General features: G+C 39.7%; 14 protein-coding genes and 2 tRNA genes. 7 read left to right on the plus strand and 9 right to left on the minus strand.

All coding sequences use genetic code 11. The annotated features are described in order from the left end of the window. Nucleotides 1-53: 53 nt before the first annotated feature. Nucleotides 54-133: transfer RNA gene (locus tag B4Z90_RS13705), tRNA-Leu, on the minus strand. A 182-nt stretch (nucleotides 134-315) separates the two neighbouring features. On the opposite strand from B4Z90_RS13705, the gene B4Z90_RS13710 reads away from it, so the two are divergent. Then, a complete protein-coding gene (locus B4Z90_RS13710) occupies nucleotides 316-1269 on the plus strand; it encodes an aldo/keto reductase (RefSeq protein WP_070564213.1) in 954 nt (317 codons plus the stop codon). Nucleotides 1270-1461: 192 nt separating this feature from the next. Here the strand turns inward: B4Z90_RS13710 and coaD are convergent, their stop codons facing one another. Genes coaD through B4Z90_RS13725 form a run of 3 tightly spaced genes read right to left on the minus strand, consistent with a single transcriptional unit; the run spans nucleotide 1462 to nucleotide 3267 of the window. After that, entirely contained in the window at nucleotides 1462-1938 is a 477-nt protein-coding gene (gene coaD / locus B4Z90_RS13715) for a pantetheine-phosphate adenylyltransferase (RefSeq protein ID WP_070564216.1), read from the minus strand. Between the two features lies 1 nt (nucleotide 1939). Further along, on the minus strand, nucleotides 1940-2479 hold the full coding sequence (gene rsmD, locus B4Z90_RS13720) for a 16S rRNA (guanine(966)-N(2))-methyltransferase RsmD (protein WP_070564219.1): 540 nt from the start codon (nucleotides 2477-2479) through the stop codon (nucleotides 1940-1942). Continuing rightward, nucleotides 2470-3267: a DUF3822 family protein gene (locus B4Z90_RS13725; RefSeq protein WP_070564222.1), complete on the minus strand. Its 798-nt coding sequence runs from the start codon at nucleotides 3265-3267 to the stop codon at nucleotides 2470-2472. Before B4Z90_RS13725 ends, rsmD begins: the two co-directional genes overlap by 10 nt. 85 nt (nucleotides 3268-3352) lie before the next feature. Between B4Z90_RS13725 and B4Z90_RS13730 the strand changes: the two genes are divergently transcribed. From B4Z90_RS13730 to B4Z90_RS13740, 3 genes are all read left to right on the plus strand, one after another. Continuing rightward, nucleotides 3353-4777, plus strand: a complete 1425-nt coding sequence (locus B4Z90_RS13730) for an ATP-dependent DNA helicase (protein ID WP_286802515.1) — start codon at nucleotides 3353-3355, stop codon at nucleotides 4775-4777. 87 nt (nucleotides 4778-4864) lie between these two features. Then, nucleotides 4865-7351: a S9 family peptidase gene (locus tag B4Z90_RS13735; protein WP_286802516.1), complete on the plus strand. Its 2487-nt coding sequence runs from the start codon at nucleotides 4865-4867 to the stop codon at nucleotides 7349-7351. Nucleotides 7352-7358: 7 nt separating this feature from the next. Continuing rightward, the gene (locus tag B4Z90_RS13740) at nucleotides 7359-7901 is read left to right on the plus strand and encodes a hypothetical protein (RefSeq protein ID WP_286802517.1); all 543 of its coding nucleotides are present in this window, start codon (nucleotides 7359-7361) and stop codon (nucleotides 7899-7901) included. Nucleotides 7902-7921: 20 nt separating this feature from the next. Here B4Z90_RS13740 and ruvB read toward each other — a convergent pair whose 3' ends face one another. The 5 genes from ruvB to pdxH all read right to left on the minus strand — a co-directional run bounded on the left by ruvB (nucleotide 7922) and on the right by pdxH (nucleotide 12405). Next, complete coding sequence (gene ruvB / locus B4Z90_RS13745) at nucleotides 7922-8944, minus strand: Holliday junction branch migration DNA helicase RuvB (RefSeq protein WP_070564235.1); 1023 nt, start codon at nucleotides 8942-8944, stop codon at nucleotides 7922-7924. A gap of 12 nt (nucleotides 8945-8956) precedes the next feature. Further along, nucleotides 8957-9694 carry a polyprenol monophosphomannose synthase gene (locus B4Z90_RS13750; protein ID WP_070564553.1) on the minus strand — a complete coding sequence of 246 codons (738 nt, stop codon included), beginning with the start codon at nucleotides 9692-9694 and terminating at the stop codon, nucleotides 8957-8959. 364 nt (nucleotides 9695-10058) lie between these two features. Continuing rightward, on the minus strand, nucleotides 10059-11255 hold the full coding sequence (locus B4Z90_RS13755; protein WP_070564238.1) for an NADH-quinone oxidoreductase subunit D: 1197 nt from the start codon (nucleotides 11253-11255) through the stop codon (nucleotides 10059-10061). Nucleotides 11256-11260: 5 nt separating this feature from the next. Continuing rightward, nucleotides 11261-11749, minus strand: a complete 489-nt coding sequence (locus B4Z90_RS13760; RefSeq protein ID WP_070564240.1) for an NADH-quinone oxidoreductase subunit C — start codon at nucleotides 11747-11749, stop codon at nucleotides 11261-11263. Between the two features lie 2 nt (nucleotides 11750-11751). After that, a complete protein-coding gene (pdxH, locus tag B4Z90_RS13765) occupies nucleotides 11752-12405 on the minus strand; it encodes a pyridoxamine 5'-phosphate oxidase (RefSeq protein ID WP_070564556.1) in 654 nt (217 codons plus the stop codon). Nucleotides 12406-12557: 152 nt separating this feature from the next. Between pdxH and B4Z90_RS13770 the strand changes: the two genes are divergently transcribed. The 3 genes from B4Z90_RS13770 (at nucleotide 12558) to B4Z90_RS13780 (ending at nucleotide 15500) form a co-directional block, all read left to right on the plus strand. Next, nucleotides 12558-13121, plus strand: coding sequence for a YqgE/AlgH family protein (locus B4Z90_RS13770; RefSeq protein WP_286802518.1), 564 nt, complete (start codon nucleotides 12558-12560; stop codon nucleotides 13119-13121). Between the two features lie 168 nt (nucleotides 13122-13289). Next, nucleotides 13290-15179, plus strand: coding sequence for a molecular chaperone HtpG (htpG, locus tag B4Z90_RS13775; protein WP_070564247.1), 1890 nt, complete (start codon nucleotides 13290-13292; stop codon nucleotides 15177-15179). Between the two features lie 247 nt (nucleotides 15180-15426). Further along, nucleotides 15427-15500: transfer RNA gene (locus B4Z90_RS13780), tRNA-His, on the plus strand. The last annotated feature ends 135 nt before the right edge of the window (nucleotides 15501-15635 follow it).

The following is a 15635-nucleotide window of genomic DNA, read 5'->3' on the forward strand; positions in this document are numbered from 1 at the left end:
CCCCAAACTTTCGGTATGATCCTAAAAAAAGCTTCTCGATTGAGAAGCTTTAGTACCCGGAGCCGGAGTCGAACCGGCACGGTTTCCCACTGGTGTTTGAGACCAGCGCGTCTACCAATTCCGCCATCCGGGCATATCCGTTTGGGATGATGCAAAAGTAAGTAAAGTTTTTATTATTCCAAATCACTATACTGATCATTTTTAAAACTCATTGAAAATGAATGAGAAAATTTTAAAAAAACTTTTCATTTCCCTATAGAACGATTGAAAACGACCTTTTTTACGTATTTTTAATCAGAAAACAATCAAATGATTATGGAAAAAGTAAAACTCGGAAACAGTGAAATTGAATTCAAACCTCTTGTTTTCGGTGGAAATGTATTTGGCTGGACCGTCGATGAGAAACAATCTTTCGCCCTGTTAGATGCTTTTATCGATATGGGATTCAGTCTTATTGATACATCCAACAACTATTCACATTGGGTGCCGGGACACAGTGGGTCAGAATCAGAAACAATCATTGGCAAATGGATCAGCAAAAGAGATATTCGCGATAAAATTCAGATTGCAACAAAAGTCGGCGGACGTCGAATAGACAATAGTAAACCTAATCTTAAAAAAGAGTATATTATTAAATCTGTGGAAGATTCACTCCTGCGATTGAATGTAGACACAATCGATCTTTATCAATCTCATCACGATGATCTGACAACTGGAATCGATGAAACACTGGAGGCTTATCATAACCTGATACAGAATGGAAAAATAAAATGGATCGGTGCTTCCAACCTAAGTCCAGAACGGATTTCAGAATCCCTTCGTATAGCCGAAGACCACAATTTACCGTATTATATCGCTATTCAGCCCGAATATAACCTTTACGACCGGATGAAATACGAAGAGCAGTATGAACAATTGGCCCTCGATAATCATCTTGGCGTCATCAGCTATTATTCACTTGCCAGTGGTTTCCTGTCGGGTAAATACCGCTCTATTGATGACATCAAAGGTGCCAAGCGTTATGACGCATTAAAAGACAAGTTTAACACCCGCGGCCTGCGCATTTTAGATGTTTTGGCTGAGATAGCACATACACAACAAGCTAGCATGTCCGCTATAGCGTTAGCCTGGAGTTTACACAGGCCTTCAGTTACAGCGCCTATAGTGAGTGCAACTAGTATCCAGCAGCTCGAAGAACTTAGCAGAGCTGTAGAAATCAAGCTGACACCGGAAGAGTATTACCTCTTAAACCAAGCAAGCGATTACTAGACCAAAAGCACAAAAAAACAATCTAGTATATTGAAAATAAGAACATTAAAAATATACTAATCAAGTTACCAAATAATATTTGGCTATACCGTATAGGAGAAAGTGAGCTGTTCTAAAATAAAGAAAACAGATGATTTAGATAACGAATATAAACACCTGTTTTTCAATAACTTTTTCTCAGCCCGAGGCAACTTATCTTATTTTTTCATTCAGTAAGGATAAAATGGAAACAGGCACCATCGCACTGATATCTCCTCCATTAAACCACACGTCTCTAACAATGGATGAAGAAATATGAGCCTTTCCAGATCTACTCATTAAAAAATAACTTTCAACATCATTATTGAGCAACAAATTATTTTGAGCAACTGCATTTTCATATTCAAAATCATTGGTATTTCGGAGCCCACGCAATATAAAACCTGCTTTAACTTGCTTACAGAAATCTACTGTAAGACCTTTATATTTATGCACCTCAACCCTACTCACATCGTTAAAAACACGGCTAATTGAATCTACCCGTTCGTCATGATCTAACATTCCTTTTTTATTGGCATTATAGCCCACTGCAATAATAATTTTATCAAATAGCGGCATTGCTCTCTCAACAAGATCTTGATGAGCTAATGTAAAGGGGTCAAAAGAGCCCGGAAAAACAGCAATTTTCATATTAGATAGTCTTAGCGTAAAAAGAAAATGATGAATACCCGTATTTTCTAGTTTCTATAAAATTTGGATGATCTTCCATTTGTCTTGTTGACGGATGCTCAACAACAAGGAGCCCATGTTCATGCAGCAATTCCTGTTCAAAAATTAATTTTGGCAATTGTGGCAATTTAGGAATATCATAAGGTGGGTCTGCAAAAATAAAATCATAGGTATCCTTACAACTGGCAATAAACTTAAATACATCGGCTTTCCTTGTTTTAATTTGCTCCAGTTTCATCTTCCCGGCTGTTTCATTGATATATTGCACGCATTTGAAATGAAGATCTATTGCATCTACTGACTCCACATCTCGCGATGCGAGCTCAAAACTAATATTTCCTGTTCCTGCAAAAAGATCCAGACACTTTAAACTATCAAAATCCAGTCGGTTCTGTAAAATATTAAACAGCGCTTCCTTAGCGATATCCGTGGTTGGCCTCACAGGTAAATTGGTTGGTGGGTTCAGCCTTAAACCACCTAAACGACCTCCGATTATTCGCATAGTATAGAATCAAACAATACATTATATGGGGTCAAATTTGACTCGATCTCGCTATCCGCCAATACGACTTTTGTCTTCAAATCCAATATTTCGATATCACCCGCATAAGTAGAGATACGTTTATAATAGGATTCATTTGGAATTTCTCCTGAAAGGAGCACTTTATTGATGGAGTCCCCTAGATTGAATTGTGTTAAAATATTAAGGACATAGTAGCTGATATCATCAAGATTATGAATTTCAAAACTATTATAAAGCTGAAAAACCCCGTTTTTAAACAGATAAAAATCAACTGTATTTTCAGCTACAAAATGAAGCCCCAGCACACTCCCTCTAATAGATACACGCTCCTGGGCACGATCAAGCACAACCGCAAATTCGGGAAGTATAACAGCATCAGGAAACAACCGCTTCCACCTATTTAATAAAAGCCCATCAAACTGGTATACAGCAACTAAATTAAGATTATCTAAAGAATAGCTAAATGTATTTTCAAGATCAGTTGTACCTAAAAACTGTAGGTAATCGCTGATATTTTCGCTCAGAAAAAATTCTTTTGGAATAAACGTAAAAGTTTGATGTGGTATCACAACGCGGACAAATCGAAACGGAAGGCTCATAATCCGTGTGGCATCCAAAATTGGCTCCTCAGACGGATACTCGATCAAAATCGGTGCGATCGACTTTTTATCAACCACCGCCAAGACATCCTTCTGAAAGCCAGCCTTGACCAAAAGATTGTACTCCGGTAAATAATGAATATTAAATTGTTTTGAAATATAATTCATTCGCTGAATTGTAAAAATTAAAACTTCTTAGAGCAAAAATAGCTTTTTCTAGAGGATAAGACAAACCTTTTAAATAACTTTGAGGGTGTTCATCAAAAATCTGTTAATACAGCAATTCCCATGGCAAGCCACCGAACAGCAGTTGGAGGCTTTCGAATTATTGCAAGAATTTCTTCTCGCTTTTGACAAGCAATCCTGCTTTGTACTTAAAGGATACGCTGGTACGGGAAAAACAACATTAATTTCGGCGCTGGTTAAAGTGCTGCCTGCATTACGGAAAAAGGCTGTTCTGCTGGCACCAACAGGCAGGGCGGCAAAAGTGATCACCTATTATTCTGGTCGCAAAGCACTGACAATACACAAAAAAATATACCGAAAAAAATCTGCTGTATCATTTCAGCTGGATTTCACCTTGGCGGAGAACCTGCACGAAGACACTTTATTTATCATCGATGAAGCTTCAATGATATCCAACGCACCTGTGAATGCATTTTCGGCAAGCCTGTTGGACGACTTGATCCGTTATGTACAATCGGGGAAGAACTGTACCCTATTATTTGTTGGAGATACGGCTCAATTACCTCCTGTAGGACTCCTGGATAGTCCTGCCTTAAACCCAAGCTATCTCGAAAGTGAATTTCATCTTTGCGTTTATCCTTTTGAGCTAACCACGGTTGTCCGCCAATCCAAAGACTCCGGTATATTGTACAATGCAACCAAAATACGCGAAGAGATAACCTCGGCAGAAGAAGGTCAAGACGACTTCCCTTTTCCAAAATTCATAACAAAAGGATTTAAAGATCTTTACAGAATGACAGGTGAACGGTTAATCGAAGGTATAAACTATGCATATGACAAATATGGACTCGAAAATACCATGATTATCTGCCGTTCAAATCGATCTGCAAATTTATACAACCAAAATATAAGGAACCGAATTTTGTTCCGGGACGAGGAACTGACGGGCGGAGATTATATTATGGTTGTAAAAAACAACTACTTCTGGTTACAGGAAAACAACATGGGCGATGGATTTATTGCAAATGGCGATATGGCCAAAGTACGAAAAGTAAGTAACATCCACGATCAGCATGGATTTCGATTTGCAGATGTCACACTTGAATTTGTAGACATTGACGAAATAGAACCCATCACCTGCCGCGTTATCTTAGATAGCCTCTATACAGACGGCCCCAATCTGCCCTATGAAAGCCAAAAAGCTCTCTACGAAGAGATTGCCTTGGATTATGCCGATATCATGGATAAGAAGGACAGGCTCGAAGCAATCAAAAAAGACCCCTATTATAATGCGCTTCAGATTAAATTTGCATTTGCAATTACCTGCCATAAAGCACAAGGTGGTCAATGGCCAATCGTGTTTGTTGACCAGGGCTATATAAACGATGATATGTTGGATCTTGAATTTTTAAGATGGTTATACACTGGGGTTACCCGAGCAACAAAGGAACTTTTTCTGGTCAATTTCAATGAAAACTTCTATCCATCATAGGATTATTACACGAATCATTCGCAAAAGAACCTAATAATAGATATTTTTACGTTCAGAACCATTATTATACAATTATCTATATTATTAATGCATAAGTACTACTTAATCTTAGCGGCGAGCTTATTGCCCTATGTTAGCGCTGCACAACAGGCGAAGGAAGCCCCTATAAAGTCAAATTATCAGCTGGCTGCAAAATTCTCCCCTGAAAAATTAAAGAAAATGATTTTTTCGACGAGCATCAAACCAAATTGGATCAATTTTTCCGATCGCTTTTGGTATGATTACGCAAGTCCGCAGGGAAGAAACTGGTACATTGTAAACCCTGCGCTGAAAAAGAAAGAACTTCTTTTCAATAACGACAACCTCGCCGCTCAAATTACTAAAATCGTTAAAAATCCTGTAGATGCCCAACATCTGGAATTACAGGGGCTTCGATTTACCAAAGATGAGAAAAAATTGAGGTTTCAGATTCAGAGTACCAAAGATACCGTAAAATCCAAAGATGAAATACAAAAGCTCAAGAATAAGTCCGATACCACCAAAAAGAAACTATTTTATCTGGAATATGACTTAGCAGCACAGTCTGTGGTAGAAATCAGCGACTCGACAAAGGTAAAACCGCCATTGGGTTGGGCGACATTCTCGCCTGACACCAATACAGTCTATTTTGCGAAAGATTACAACTTGTATTGGATGGACAAATCCAACTATCTTAAAGCGGTAAAGGATGAAAAAGACAGCACCATTGTTGAGCACCAGATAACAAAAGACGGGGTGCAATATTATGCTTGGGGCGGTGATGAATATAGCACAACTACGGGTGAGGAAAAAGATAAAGACAACGATACTAAACGCAAGCGGGTATGGATCAGCTGGTCTCCGGATGGACGTTATTTTACCTTGACCAGAAAGGACAACCGTTCTCTAAAGCCCTTATGGGTAATCAATAATGTTGGCTCATCCCGGCCGACACTTGAAACTTATAAATACCAAATGCCAGGCGAAGTCGATTCGACAGAAACTGAACTATATATCTTCGACGCGGCAGCAAAAACTCCACGCCGCATCAATATAGCTGCGTTTAAAAATCAGACCGTCTCTACCTGGACAAAAACCCCGGATAAAAATTCTTATAAAGAGGATTATTTTACCAACTATTGGCTGGGCAATAACGAAGAGTTTTACATTTCACGCTCTAGCCGCGACCTGAAACGAATTGATCTCCTAAAGGTCAATATAAATGGTACGGTAAACAATATTATCCAGGAGCGTTCCAATGTATATCTGGATGTTCAAAAACCATTCCTGATCGAAAACAAGAAGCAATTAGTTCATTGGTCGGAAAGAGATGGCTGGGGCCACTACTACCTCTACGACACAAATGGAAAATTGATTAATCAAATTACAAAAGGAGCTTTTCATACGGAGGAAATTACCGGCTTTGACCCTGCTTCCGGAACATTATACTTTACAGCATCGGGACGTGAGAAAAACGAAGACCCCTATTATCTACATCAGTACAGTGTAAATACAAATGGTTCCGGAATTAAATTATTGAATCCAGGAAACTTTGACCACCAAGTGGAAGTGAGCGAATCTTACCGATATTTTGTCAATAATTCCTCCAGAGTAAACACGACTCCTGAATCCGTCTTATACAATAGCAATGGACAGAAAATAATGACACTGGAAAAAGCTGACCTATCCTTGCTATTTGCTGCCGGGTACAAATTTCCAGAACCTTTTAAAGTGAAAGCTGGGGATGGCACCACGGATCTCTATGGGGTCATGTACAAACCATTTGACTTTGACAGTACCAGAACTTATCCAATTGTGGAATATGTATACCCTGGGCCTCAAACCGAAGCTGTCAATAAATCCTTTGGAAGAAGCATGGACAGAATCGATAGGCTAGCGCAGTTTGGCTTTATCGTCATCACAGTTGGTAACCGTGGTGGACATCCTTCACGTTCGCAATGGTATCATACCTATGGATATGGCAATCTGCGCGATTATGGTTTGGAAGATAAAAAAGTAGCGGCGGAACAGCTCGCAGATCGTTATAAATACATCGACATTAACCGCGTTGGTATAACTGGTCACTCCGGCGGTGGTTTTATGTCTACAGCGGCGATGCTTGTTTACCCTGACTTCTTTAAAGTTGCGGTGTCTGGCGCCGGAAACCATGAAAATCAGATTTACAACCGCTGGTGGAGTGAGCGTCATCATGGGGTGACAGAAAAAGTATCGGCTAAAGGCGATACAACATTCTCCTACCAAATCAATAAAAATACAGAGCTCGCAAAAAACCTAAAAGGCAGACTACTTATCGCTACAGGAGACATTGACAACAATGTGCACCCGGCAAATTCAATTCGCATGGTAGACGCATTGATCAAGGCTAACAAAAGATTTGATTTCCTGCTATTACCTGGACAAAGACATGGCTTTGGCGATATGACGGAGTATTTCTTCTGGAAAATGGGCGATTACTTTAGCCAATATCTATTGGGTGATTCCAAGATGAACGAAGTTGACATGACTGAAATGAATCGAGAAAAGCCACAAAAATAACGGTTACATGACCTACAATGAAAAATTAGCATTTTTATCCGTTACCTTGAGATCTTTCGAGGTAACGGATTTTTCTTTGGAGATGCTCCAAGGAATAACCCTGGCTGATCTGCTGAACATCTCCTTAGAGAAGGATAAAAAGGTTGCCTTTCGCGCCGCATGGGTATTTGAAACCATCGTTTTAAAGAATACAGCGTTGCTAAAATCTGTTCTCCCGCAATTTTTGAACAATTTAAAAAAACAAAAAAACTGGAGTTGTCTTAGAAGCTATACTAAAATTCTATTATTTTTAACGTCTAAAAAAAATAAAGAATATACACTTCAAAATGAGATAGAAGAAGAAATTATCGAGCATTCCTTCCAATGGATGATCGAACCTACATGTCCTGTCGCTGTATTGGTCAACTGCCTGGACATCTTAAATAACCTACGAAAAAAGTACCCTTGGATACATGAGGAGTTACAGGCTCAGATAAGCTATTTTCAACGAACAAAACCGAGTCCAGCCCTAATGAGCCGGACCAATAAAATTATTCAGCAGAAAAGTTAAAGTATCGTTTCTATTCGCGATTAAAACAATGTATTTCCTTTCGAGTGATTGACACGGCCCAAATGCTTATAAGCAGCCTCTGTACATTCGCGACCCCGCGAGGTCCGCATAATGTATCCTTCTTGAATCAGAAAGGGTTCGTATACTTCCTCAATCGTACCTTCATCCTCCCCAACTGCTGTGGCTACAGTTTTTAAACCGACAGGTCCACCTTTAAATTTGTCTATAATAGTCGTTAAGATTTTGTTGTCCATCTCGTCTAAACCATTTTCATCCACATTAAGCGCGTGCAAAGCATATTTCGCTATTTCTTTATCGATGCTTCCGTTACCCTTTATCTGTGCAAAATCCCGTGTACGGCGCAGTAAAGCATTGGCTATCCGGGGTGTACCTCTGCTCCTTCGTGCAATCTCATAGGCACCTTCATCAGAAATCGGTGTGTTTAAGATATGTGCCGAACGCAACACGATAGTTGTCAGGAGTTTCGCATCATAATATTGTAGGCGCGAATTAATTCCAAAGCGTGCACGCAAAGGGGCTGTCAAAAGTCCTGATCGCGTTGTTGCCCCGATTAGGGTAAACGGATTAAGGGAGATCTGCACAGACCGTGCATTCGGTCCTGTTTCCAGCATAATGTCGATTTTAAAATCTTCCATTGCCGAATAGAGATATTCTTCTACTAAAGGGCTTAAACGGTGGATCTCATCGATAAACAAGACATCCCCTTCTTCGAGATTTGTCAATAATCCTGCAAGATCACCCGGTTTATCCAATACAGGTCCCGAAGTAATTTTAATGCCAACACCCATCTCATTAGCAATGATATGGGATAAGGTCGTCTTTCCTAAGCCTGGGGGGCCATGTAGCAAAACGTGATCCAGCGCCTCGCCTCTCAGCCTGGCTGCCTTCACAAAAATATTGAGGTTCTCTAATATTTTAGCCTGACCTGTAAAATCTTCAAAAGCCTGAGGCCGCAATGCCCGTTCAATATCACGATCTGTGTTGCTCAGACGCCCTGGATTTGGATCTAAATTCTCGTTCATTGTAGCGATCTTTTAATTTCTCTTGTACCGCTTTCCGATACTTCCTAATTTCAATTGGATAACTCCAAAAAAAGCTTCCTTAAAGATACTTGTGCTCATCTTTGATGTGCCTTCGGTCCGATCTGTGAATATAATGGGTACTTCGACTACATCAAAGCCATATTTTATGGCGGTGAATTTCATTTCAATCTGGAAAGCATACCCTACAAACTTAATCTTTTCGAGTGGGATTGTCCTCAGGACTTCCCTGGTGAAACAAACAAATCCTGCGGTAGCATCCTGGATATTTATTCCCGTTATAAAACGAACATATACTGAAGCAAAATAGGACATCAACACACGGCTCATCGGCCAATTGACAACATTCACGCCCTTGATATAACGCGAACCTATGCTCATGTCTGCACCATCCGCACAAGCCTGCCGTAAACGAAGTAAATCCTCTGGATTGTGGCTGAAATCTGCATCCATTTCGAAAATATAGCGGTAATGTTCGCGGGATAGCGCCCATTTAAATCCATGGATATACGCTGTTCCTAAACCCAGCTTCCCGATTCGCTCTTCGATAAACAAACGGCCAGAAAATTCATTAACCTGTAAATTCTTGATGATTGTAGCCGTCCCATCGGGCGAACCATCGTCTACAATTAGAATATCAAATGCGTGTGATAAGGAAAAAACTTTGCGAATGATTTTTTCAATATTTTCCTTTTCATTATATGTTGGAATGATAACTAAACTATCCGTCACTTTTTTATATTTAAGACCAGTAAAGGTAATCATTTACGTTAAATTCTAGTACAGGAATTAGATGAAATCTACAGGATAATCAACAATACTCGCGAGAAAAGGCTGTAAACCCTTCAAGCTCAAACCAACACACCAGTATCATAAATACACAGCATCAATAGATTGCACGCTATAAAAAAGAGAAGCCCGTTACTTTGGGAGTAACGAGCTTTCATTAACCAATTATAAACTTAAATTATGAGACTGCAAATATGATGAAAATTGCTTTCAATTACAAATTTAATTGCGTTTTCATGCAACATTTTCAATACAATCTCTATTTTATTTTGCTAAATCGTTTATAAAACATGCACACTACCGCAGTCTAACGATCAACCTCTCCCAAAACGATATCAATCGATCCTAGGATCGCAATTAAATCAGCAATCAGCACCCCTTTTCCAAGTTCTGAAATCACGGAAAGGTTATTAAAGCTTGGGCCCCTTGACTTGACCCGCAACGGGATATCTGATTTATCTTTTGTGACAAAATAAAACCCTAATTCTCCTTTCGGATTTTCAGCACGGACATAGTAGTCCTGAGCTTTCAGATTCACTTTCTTCGGGACCAAAGCGCGCGGATCAAATTCGGCCGTACGTTTAAAGTCTTTCTGTAGTCGTTCAAGGCATTGTTCGACAATGCGAACCGATTCCTTGACCTCGTCCACCCTAACTTTATAACGATCCCAGCAATCACCGATTACCCCCATTTCACCTTTTCCCACAGGTATCTCGAAATCAATTTCTGGGTAGACAGAATAACCATCTATGCGTCTCAAATCCCATTTTATTCCCGAAGCACGCAGCATAGGTCCCGATACACCATAATTTATAGCAACATCAGCAGGAAGTACACCTATTTTAGCCGTACGGGAAATAAATATTTGGTTCTGTGTCAATATCTCATCCAGTTCGACCAATTTAGGTTTGAAATACGTGATAAATTCTGTACAGCGCTCTTCAAAGCCAACGGGCAAATCATAAAATAACCCGCCTACCCAGATATAGTTGTACAGCATCCTGGAACCTGAGGTCCATTCCAACATATTCATGATATGTTCACGATCCCGAAAACACCACAAAAATGGCGTTGTGGCACCGATATCAATACCATATGTACCAATAGCAATCAGGTGGGATGCTATTCGGTTGAGTTCACAGACCAAAACCCGAATGTACTCTATTCTTTTAGGTATTTTGCTGTCAAGGCCAAGCATACGTTCAACTCCCATAACGAAAGCATGGCTATTGTTCATCGAAGCCAAATAGTCCAAGCGATCAGTAAAAGGAATTGTTTTTGCATAATTCAACGATTCAGCATGCTTATCGAAACAACGATGCAGATAACCCAAATGTGGAACAACCTCTTTTACGATCTCTCCGTCTGTAATCAGTTGTAACCGAAGCACACCATGTGTCGAAGGGTGCTGAGGTCCCATATTCAACACCATTTCCTGACTTGAGATCTCTGTAAGGTGTTTTTCATAGCGCAGTAATGCCTCTTTATATTTTGGATTCGCCATTTCTATCAATTAATATGAATGCCATGATATTTCTCCGCTTCCTCATAATCCTTCCGTAAAGGATAGCCCTCCCAATCGTCAGGCAGCAAAATCCTTCTAAGGTCCGGATGTCCCTCAAAATAAATCCCCATCAGGTCAAATGCTTCGCGCTCATGCCAGTCTGCCGTGCGCCACACCGAAGTAAGCGAAGGAATCTCCGGTAGTTCATCCAGCGAACGATGACCAGACAACTCAACTTTTAAGACCAAACTGTGTTGATACGGCAAGGAATTTAAATGGTAGACAATGCTAAAATGCGTTTGATAATCCACTGCAGTAAGGTTGCTTAAAAAATCAAAATATAAGCCTTCTGTATCCCGGAGGAATAAACAAACGGCTACAATATCTGCTTTATCTATAAATAGTGCAGGCTGCAGCCCGTTGCGATCTTCTTTAAGAATAAGTTGAGTTCCAAATTTGGAAACAAGCATCGATTTAATTTCGTCAAATGTCATATTTATGGAGCTATACGCGTAATCTTCCAGGAATCCGACACCTTTTTATAGACTATGCGATCATGTAGCCGGCTTGCACGCCCCTGCCAAAACTCAAAATAAATCGGTTTCAACAGATAGCCACCCCAATGTGACGGTCTCGGTACAGAATCGCTTCCATTGTATTGGTTTTCGAGTGCTTCCACCCTGTTTTCCAAAAAACTACGGTTGGGGATTTCATGGCTCTGCGGGGATGCTAGTGCACCGATACGGCTTGCTTTTGGGCGCGATTGGAAATATTCATCGGAATCGGCCTCACTTACAAAATCAATAACACCTTCAATTCGGACCTGCCTTTGTAATTCAGGCCAAAAAAACAACATGGCAACATGCGGATTCGCTTTCATGTCTTCCCCTTTACGGCTTTCATAATTTGTAAAAAAGACCAGTCCTTCAGCTACAATGTCCTTCAATAAAACAACTCGCGAGGAAGGTAATTGATCGGATGACACCGTTGAAAGCACCATGGCATTAGGCTCGATTACCTCGCTGTGAATAGCCTCATCAAACCATTTTTTAAACTGGTGGACTGGATTACGATCCACATCCGATTCAGATAGGCTACCTAATACGTAATCCTGTCTGATTGCTGCAATATCTTTATGTTGAATGGACATAGAAACCTGTTTTATATCCCACAAACTTACTAAAATCATTGCTTTTTCTCTATAAAGTTAGTAGAAATTGACAAAATCTCAATTTTGGCACAAATCTCGCATAGATTAAATAAAAAAGATTAAATTCAATAAATAATTAAAATTCGCGCTATATGTTTACCGAACTAAACCCACAAAAAGGAAGTCTATTGATTTCCGAGCCATTTATGCTAGACCCTAGATTCCTCAGATCCGTGATATTGTTATGTGAATACAATACAGAGGGTTCCCTCGGATTTGTCCTAAATAATCAAACCAATGTTCGCATAGGCCAATTATTGGAATCTATACCGAATTGCAATTTCCCCATCTACGTCGGTGGTCCTGTGGCTCAGGAAAGTCTTTTTTTTGTACATAGCCGTTTTGATTTACTGCTAAGTGGCGAGGAAGTGGCTCCTGGAATCTATTTTGGAGGCGATGAAGAAAAGCTTATTGAAGCCATACAAACCGATAGCATAAAACCTGACGAATTAAAATTCTTTATCGGATATTCTGGATGGTCTGCCGGTCAGTTGGACGGCGAAATCAAAGAAAATAGCTGGGCTGTACAAAACAAATACCACCAACAGCTCATTTTTGAAGGTAATGGCGAATTGCTATGGAAGGATGCCATCATTGGATTAGGTCCCAAATATGCACATGTCGCCAACTTCCCACAGAGCCCAGGTCTAAATTAGCGAAAGGGACTTACGCTATATGACAGTTTGCTTTACGAGTCCGTAAATCACCGAATGAGCCTATGACAAAATAGGCGGTTTTCTGCCATCATGTCCTGTAGGGACGATTTGGAACACTGATTGTATGTTTTAAACAAATCATAAAATTAAAATAGCGACATACAAATTATGAATCCAGAAAAAGGTAGTATTTCAATTCACACGGAGAATATATTTCCCGTAATCAAAAAGTTCTTATACTCTGATAATGAAATTTTCTTGCGTGAACTGGTATCTAATGCCGTTGATGCTTCTCAAAAAATCAAACGTCTGGCTTCTTTGGGTCAATACCAAGGGGAAACAGGAGAATTGATTGTAGACGTAAAATTTGATGAAGCGGCCAAGACCATCACTATTTCCGATAATGGTATTGGTATGACAGCCGATGAAATAAAAAAATACATCAACCAGATCGCTTTCTCAGGAGCAACAGAGTTCATGGAAAAATTCAAGGAGGCAAATGACGCAAATGAAATCATTGGTCGCTTTGGTTTAGGCTTCTATTCCGCATTTATGGTAGCCGATACCGTAGAAATCCAATCTTTATCCTATCAAGATGGCGCAGAACCGGCTCATTGGACTTGCGATGGTAGTACATCTTACGAAATTTCTACGGGCTCAAGAACCACACGTGGTACCGACGTCATCTTACATATTAATGAAGAATCAACAGAATTTTTAAGCCAGGCACGACTACAGGACATTTTAGATAAGTATGCTAAATTTCTTCCTGTTTCAATCCGTTTTGGCACCAAAACAAATTCTGAACAGGACGGTGAAGACGAAGAAGGAAAACCAAAATACAAATCTGTAGAGGTAGATAATATCATCAATAATACCAATCCAGCCTGGACAAAATCACCGTCTGAATTAAAAGACGAAGATTATCTAGCCTTCTACCGCGAACTCTATCCATATTCAATGGATGAACCTTTGTTTTGGATACACCTCAATGTTGATTACCCATTCAACCTGACAGGTATCCTCTACTTCCCTAAAGTTAAAAATGAACTGGAAATCCAGCGTAATAAAATTAAACTCTATTCTCGACAAGTGTTTATCACCGACGAGGTGAAAGATATTGTTCCTGAATTCTTGATGTTACTTCATGGGGTAATTGATTCACCGGACATTCCGTTAAACGTATCCCGTTCATTTTTACAGGCAGACAGTAACGTAAAAAAAATCAACAGTTATATCACCAAAAAGGTGGCTGACAAATTGAACGAAATATTTAAGACCGACCGTAAGGGATTTGAAGAGAAATGGACGGATATCGGTTTATTTATCAAATACGGTATGCTTAGCGATGAGAAATTTGCTGAAAAAGCAAATGACTTCTGTTTAGTAAAAAACACAGGTAACCAAAGCTTCACCATTAAAGAGTATTACGAAAAGGTCAAAGATATCCAGGTAGATAAAGATGGTAACATTGTCTACTTATATACACATGACGCCGCTCAACAAGATGGCTTTATCCAAACAGCATTAAACAAAGGTTATGATGTTTTGATGCTTGATGGGCCATTGGATACACACTTTGCAGCTTATTTAGAGCAAAAGGGCGGCGATAAGGTACAGCTGAAACGTGTAGATGCTGACGTTATCGATAAGTTGATCCAAAAAGATGAAAAGGTTGAATTGGCCCTTTCAGAAGAAGAATCCAAAAAAGCGCTGGAGGTTTTCGAAAAAGCAATTTCGCGCCAAGATATGAAAGTTGAAGTTGACGCGTTAAATGAAAGTGACCTGCCTGTATCGGTAACAATTGATGAATTTATGCGTCGAATGAAAGATATGGCCAAGACAGGTGGTGGCATGAATTTTTATGGTTCATTGCCCGATAATTATAAGGTAACAGTCAATGGGAACCATCCGCTGATCAAAAGAATTTTATCGTCATCAGACGAAGAAGGTTCAAAACTGGCAAAACAAGCTTTTGATTTAGCACTCTTATCCAGAGGTTTATTGTCTGGAGCAGATCTGACATCTTTTGTGAAGAGAAGTGTAGAAATGATTTAAGGGTATTCCTTCTAATAAAAAAGGCGGTCTCTTTAATAGTAACCGCCTTTTTTATTAAAAATTGGACACAAATGACAAATTTGGAGCAGCCAAATGCATGGCATTATCGAAATGCAACCCTTTAGATGTTTTTTATTAAAATTTAATAAACTAATCTTCACCCAGTTGGCTTTAAACGCTGTTTTTTTTCAGTCAAATATTTGGAGGGAATAGGGTTTAATCGTACTTTTGTATCATCAAAATCACGGTAGGTATAGCTCAGTTGGTTAGAGCACTAGATTGTGGTTCTAGGGGTCGTCGGTTCGAGCCCGATTACTTACCCAAAAAGGCAGATCAAATGATCTGCCTTTTTTAATTTGATAAGTTCTCAGCCAACTAAACAAATGCTCCTTGACCAGCTACCCATCATCCGAACAAGCTTCAAAGGCAACTTCTGGATCAAGCAGACTTCTTGGG

It is taken from the genome of Sphingobacterium sp. UBA5639, assembly GCF_002421245.1.
Classification (GTDB): Bacteria; Bacteroidota; Bacteroidia; order Sphingobacteriales; family Sphingobacteriaceae; genus Sphingobacterium; species Sphingobacterium multivorum.

Bases quoted from the DNA above. Each gene is read 5' to 3' on its own strand.
- B4Z90_RS13710 (WP_070564213.1), top strand. From the start codon at position 316: ATGGAAAAAGTAAAACTCGGAAACAGTGAAATTGAATTCAAACCTCTT.
- coaD (WP_070564216.1), bottom strand. From the start codon at position 1,938: ATGAAAATTGCTGTTTTTCCGGGCTCTTTTGACCCCTTTACATTAGCT.
- rsmD (WP_070564219.1), bottom strand. From the start codon at position 2,479: ATGCGAATAATCGGAGGTCGTTTAGGTGGTTTAAGGCTGAACCCACCA.
- B4Z90_RS13725 (WP_070564222.1), bottom strand. From the start codon at position 3,267: ATGAATTATATTTCAAAACAATTTAATATTCATTATTTACCGGAGTAC.
- B4Z90_RS13735 (WP_286802516.1), top strand. From the start codon at position 4,865: ATGCATAAGTACTACTTAATCTTAGCGGCGAGCTTATTGCCCTATGTT.
- B4Z90_RS13740 (WP_286802517.1), top strand. From the start codon at position 7,359: ATGACCTACAATGAAAAATTAGCATTTTTATCCGTTACCTTGAGATCT.
- ruvB (WP_070564235.1), bottom strand. From the start codon at position 8,944: ATGAACGAGAATTTAGATCCAAATCCAGGGCGTCTGAGCAACACAGAT.
- B4Z90_RS13755 (WP_070564238.1), bottom strand. From the start codon at position 11,255: ATGGCGAATCCAAAATATAAAGAGGCATTACTGCGCTATGAAAAACAC.
- B4Z90_RS13760 (WP_070564240.1), bottom strand. From the start codon at position 11,749: ATGACATTTGACGAAATTAAATCGATGCTTGTTTCCAAATTTGGAACT.
- pdxH (WP_070564556.1), bottom strand. From the start codon at position 12,405: ATGTCCATTCAACATAAAGATATTGCAGCAATCAGACAGGATTACGTA.
- B4Z90_RS13770 (WP_286802518.1), top strand. From the start codon at position 12,558: ATGTTTACCGAACTAAACCCACAAAAAGGAAGTCTATTGATTTCCGAG.
- htpG (WP_070564247.1), top strand. From the start codon at position 13,290: ATGAATCCAGAAAAAGGTAGTATTTCAATTCACACGGAGAATATATTT.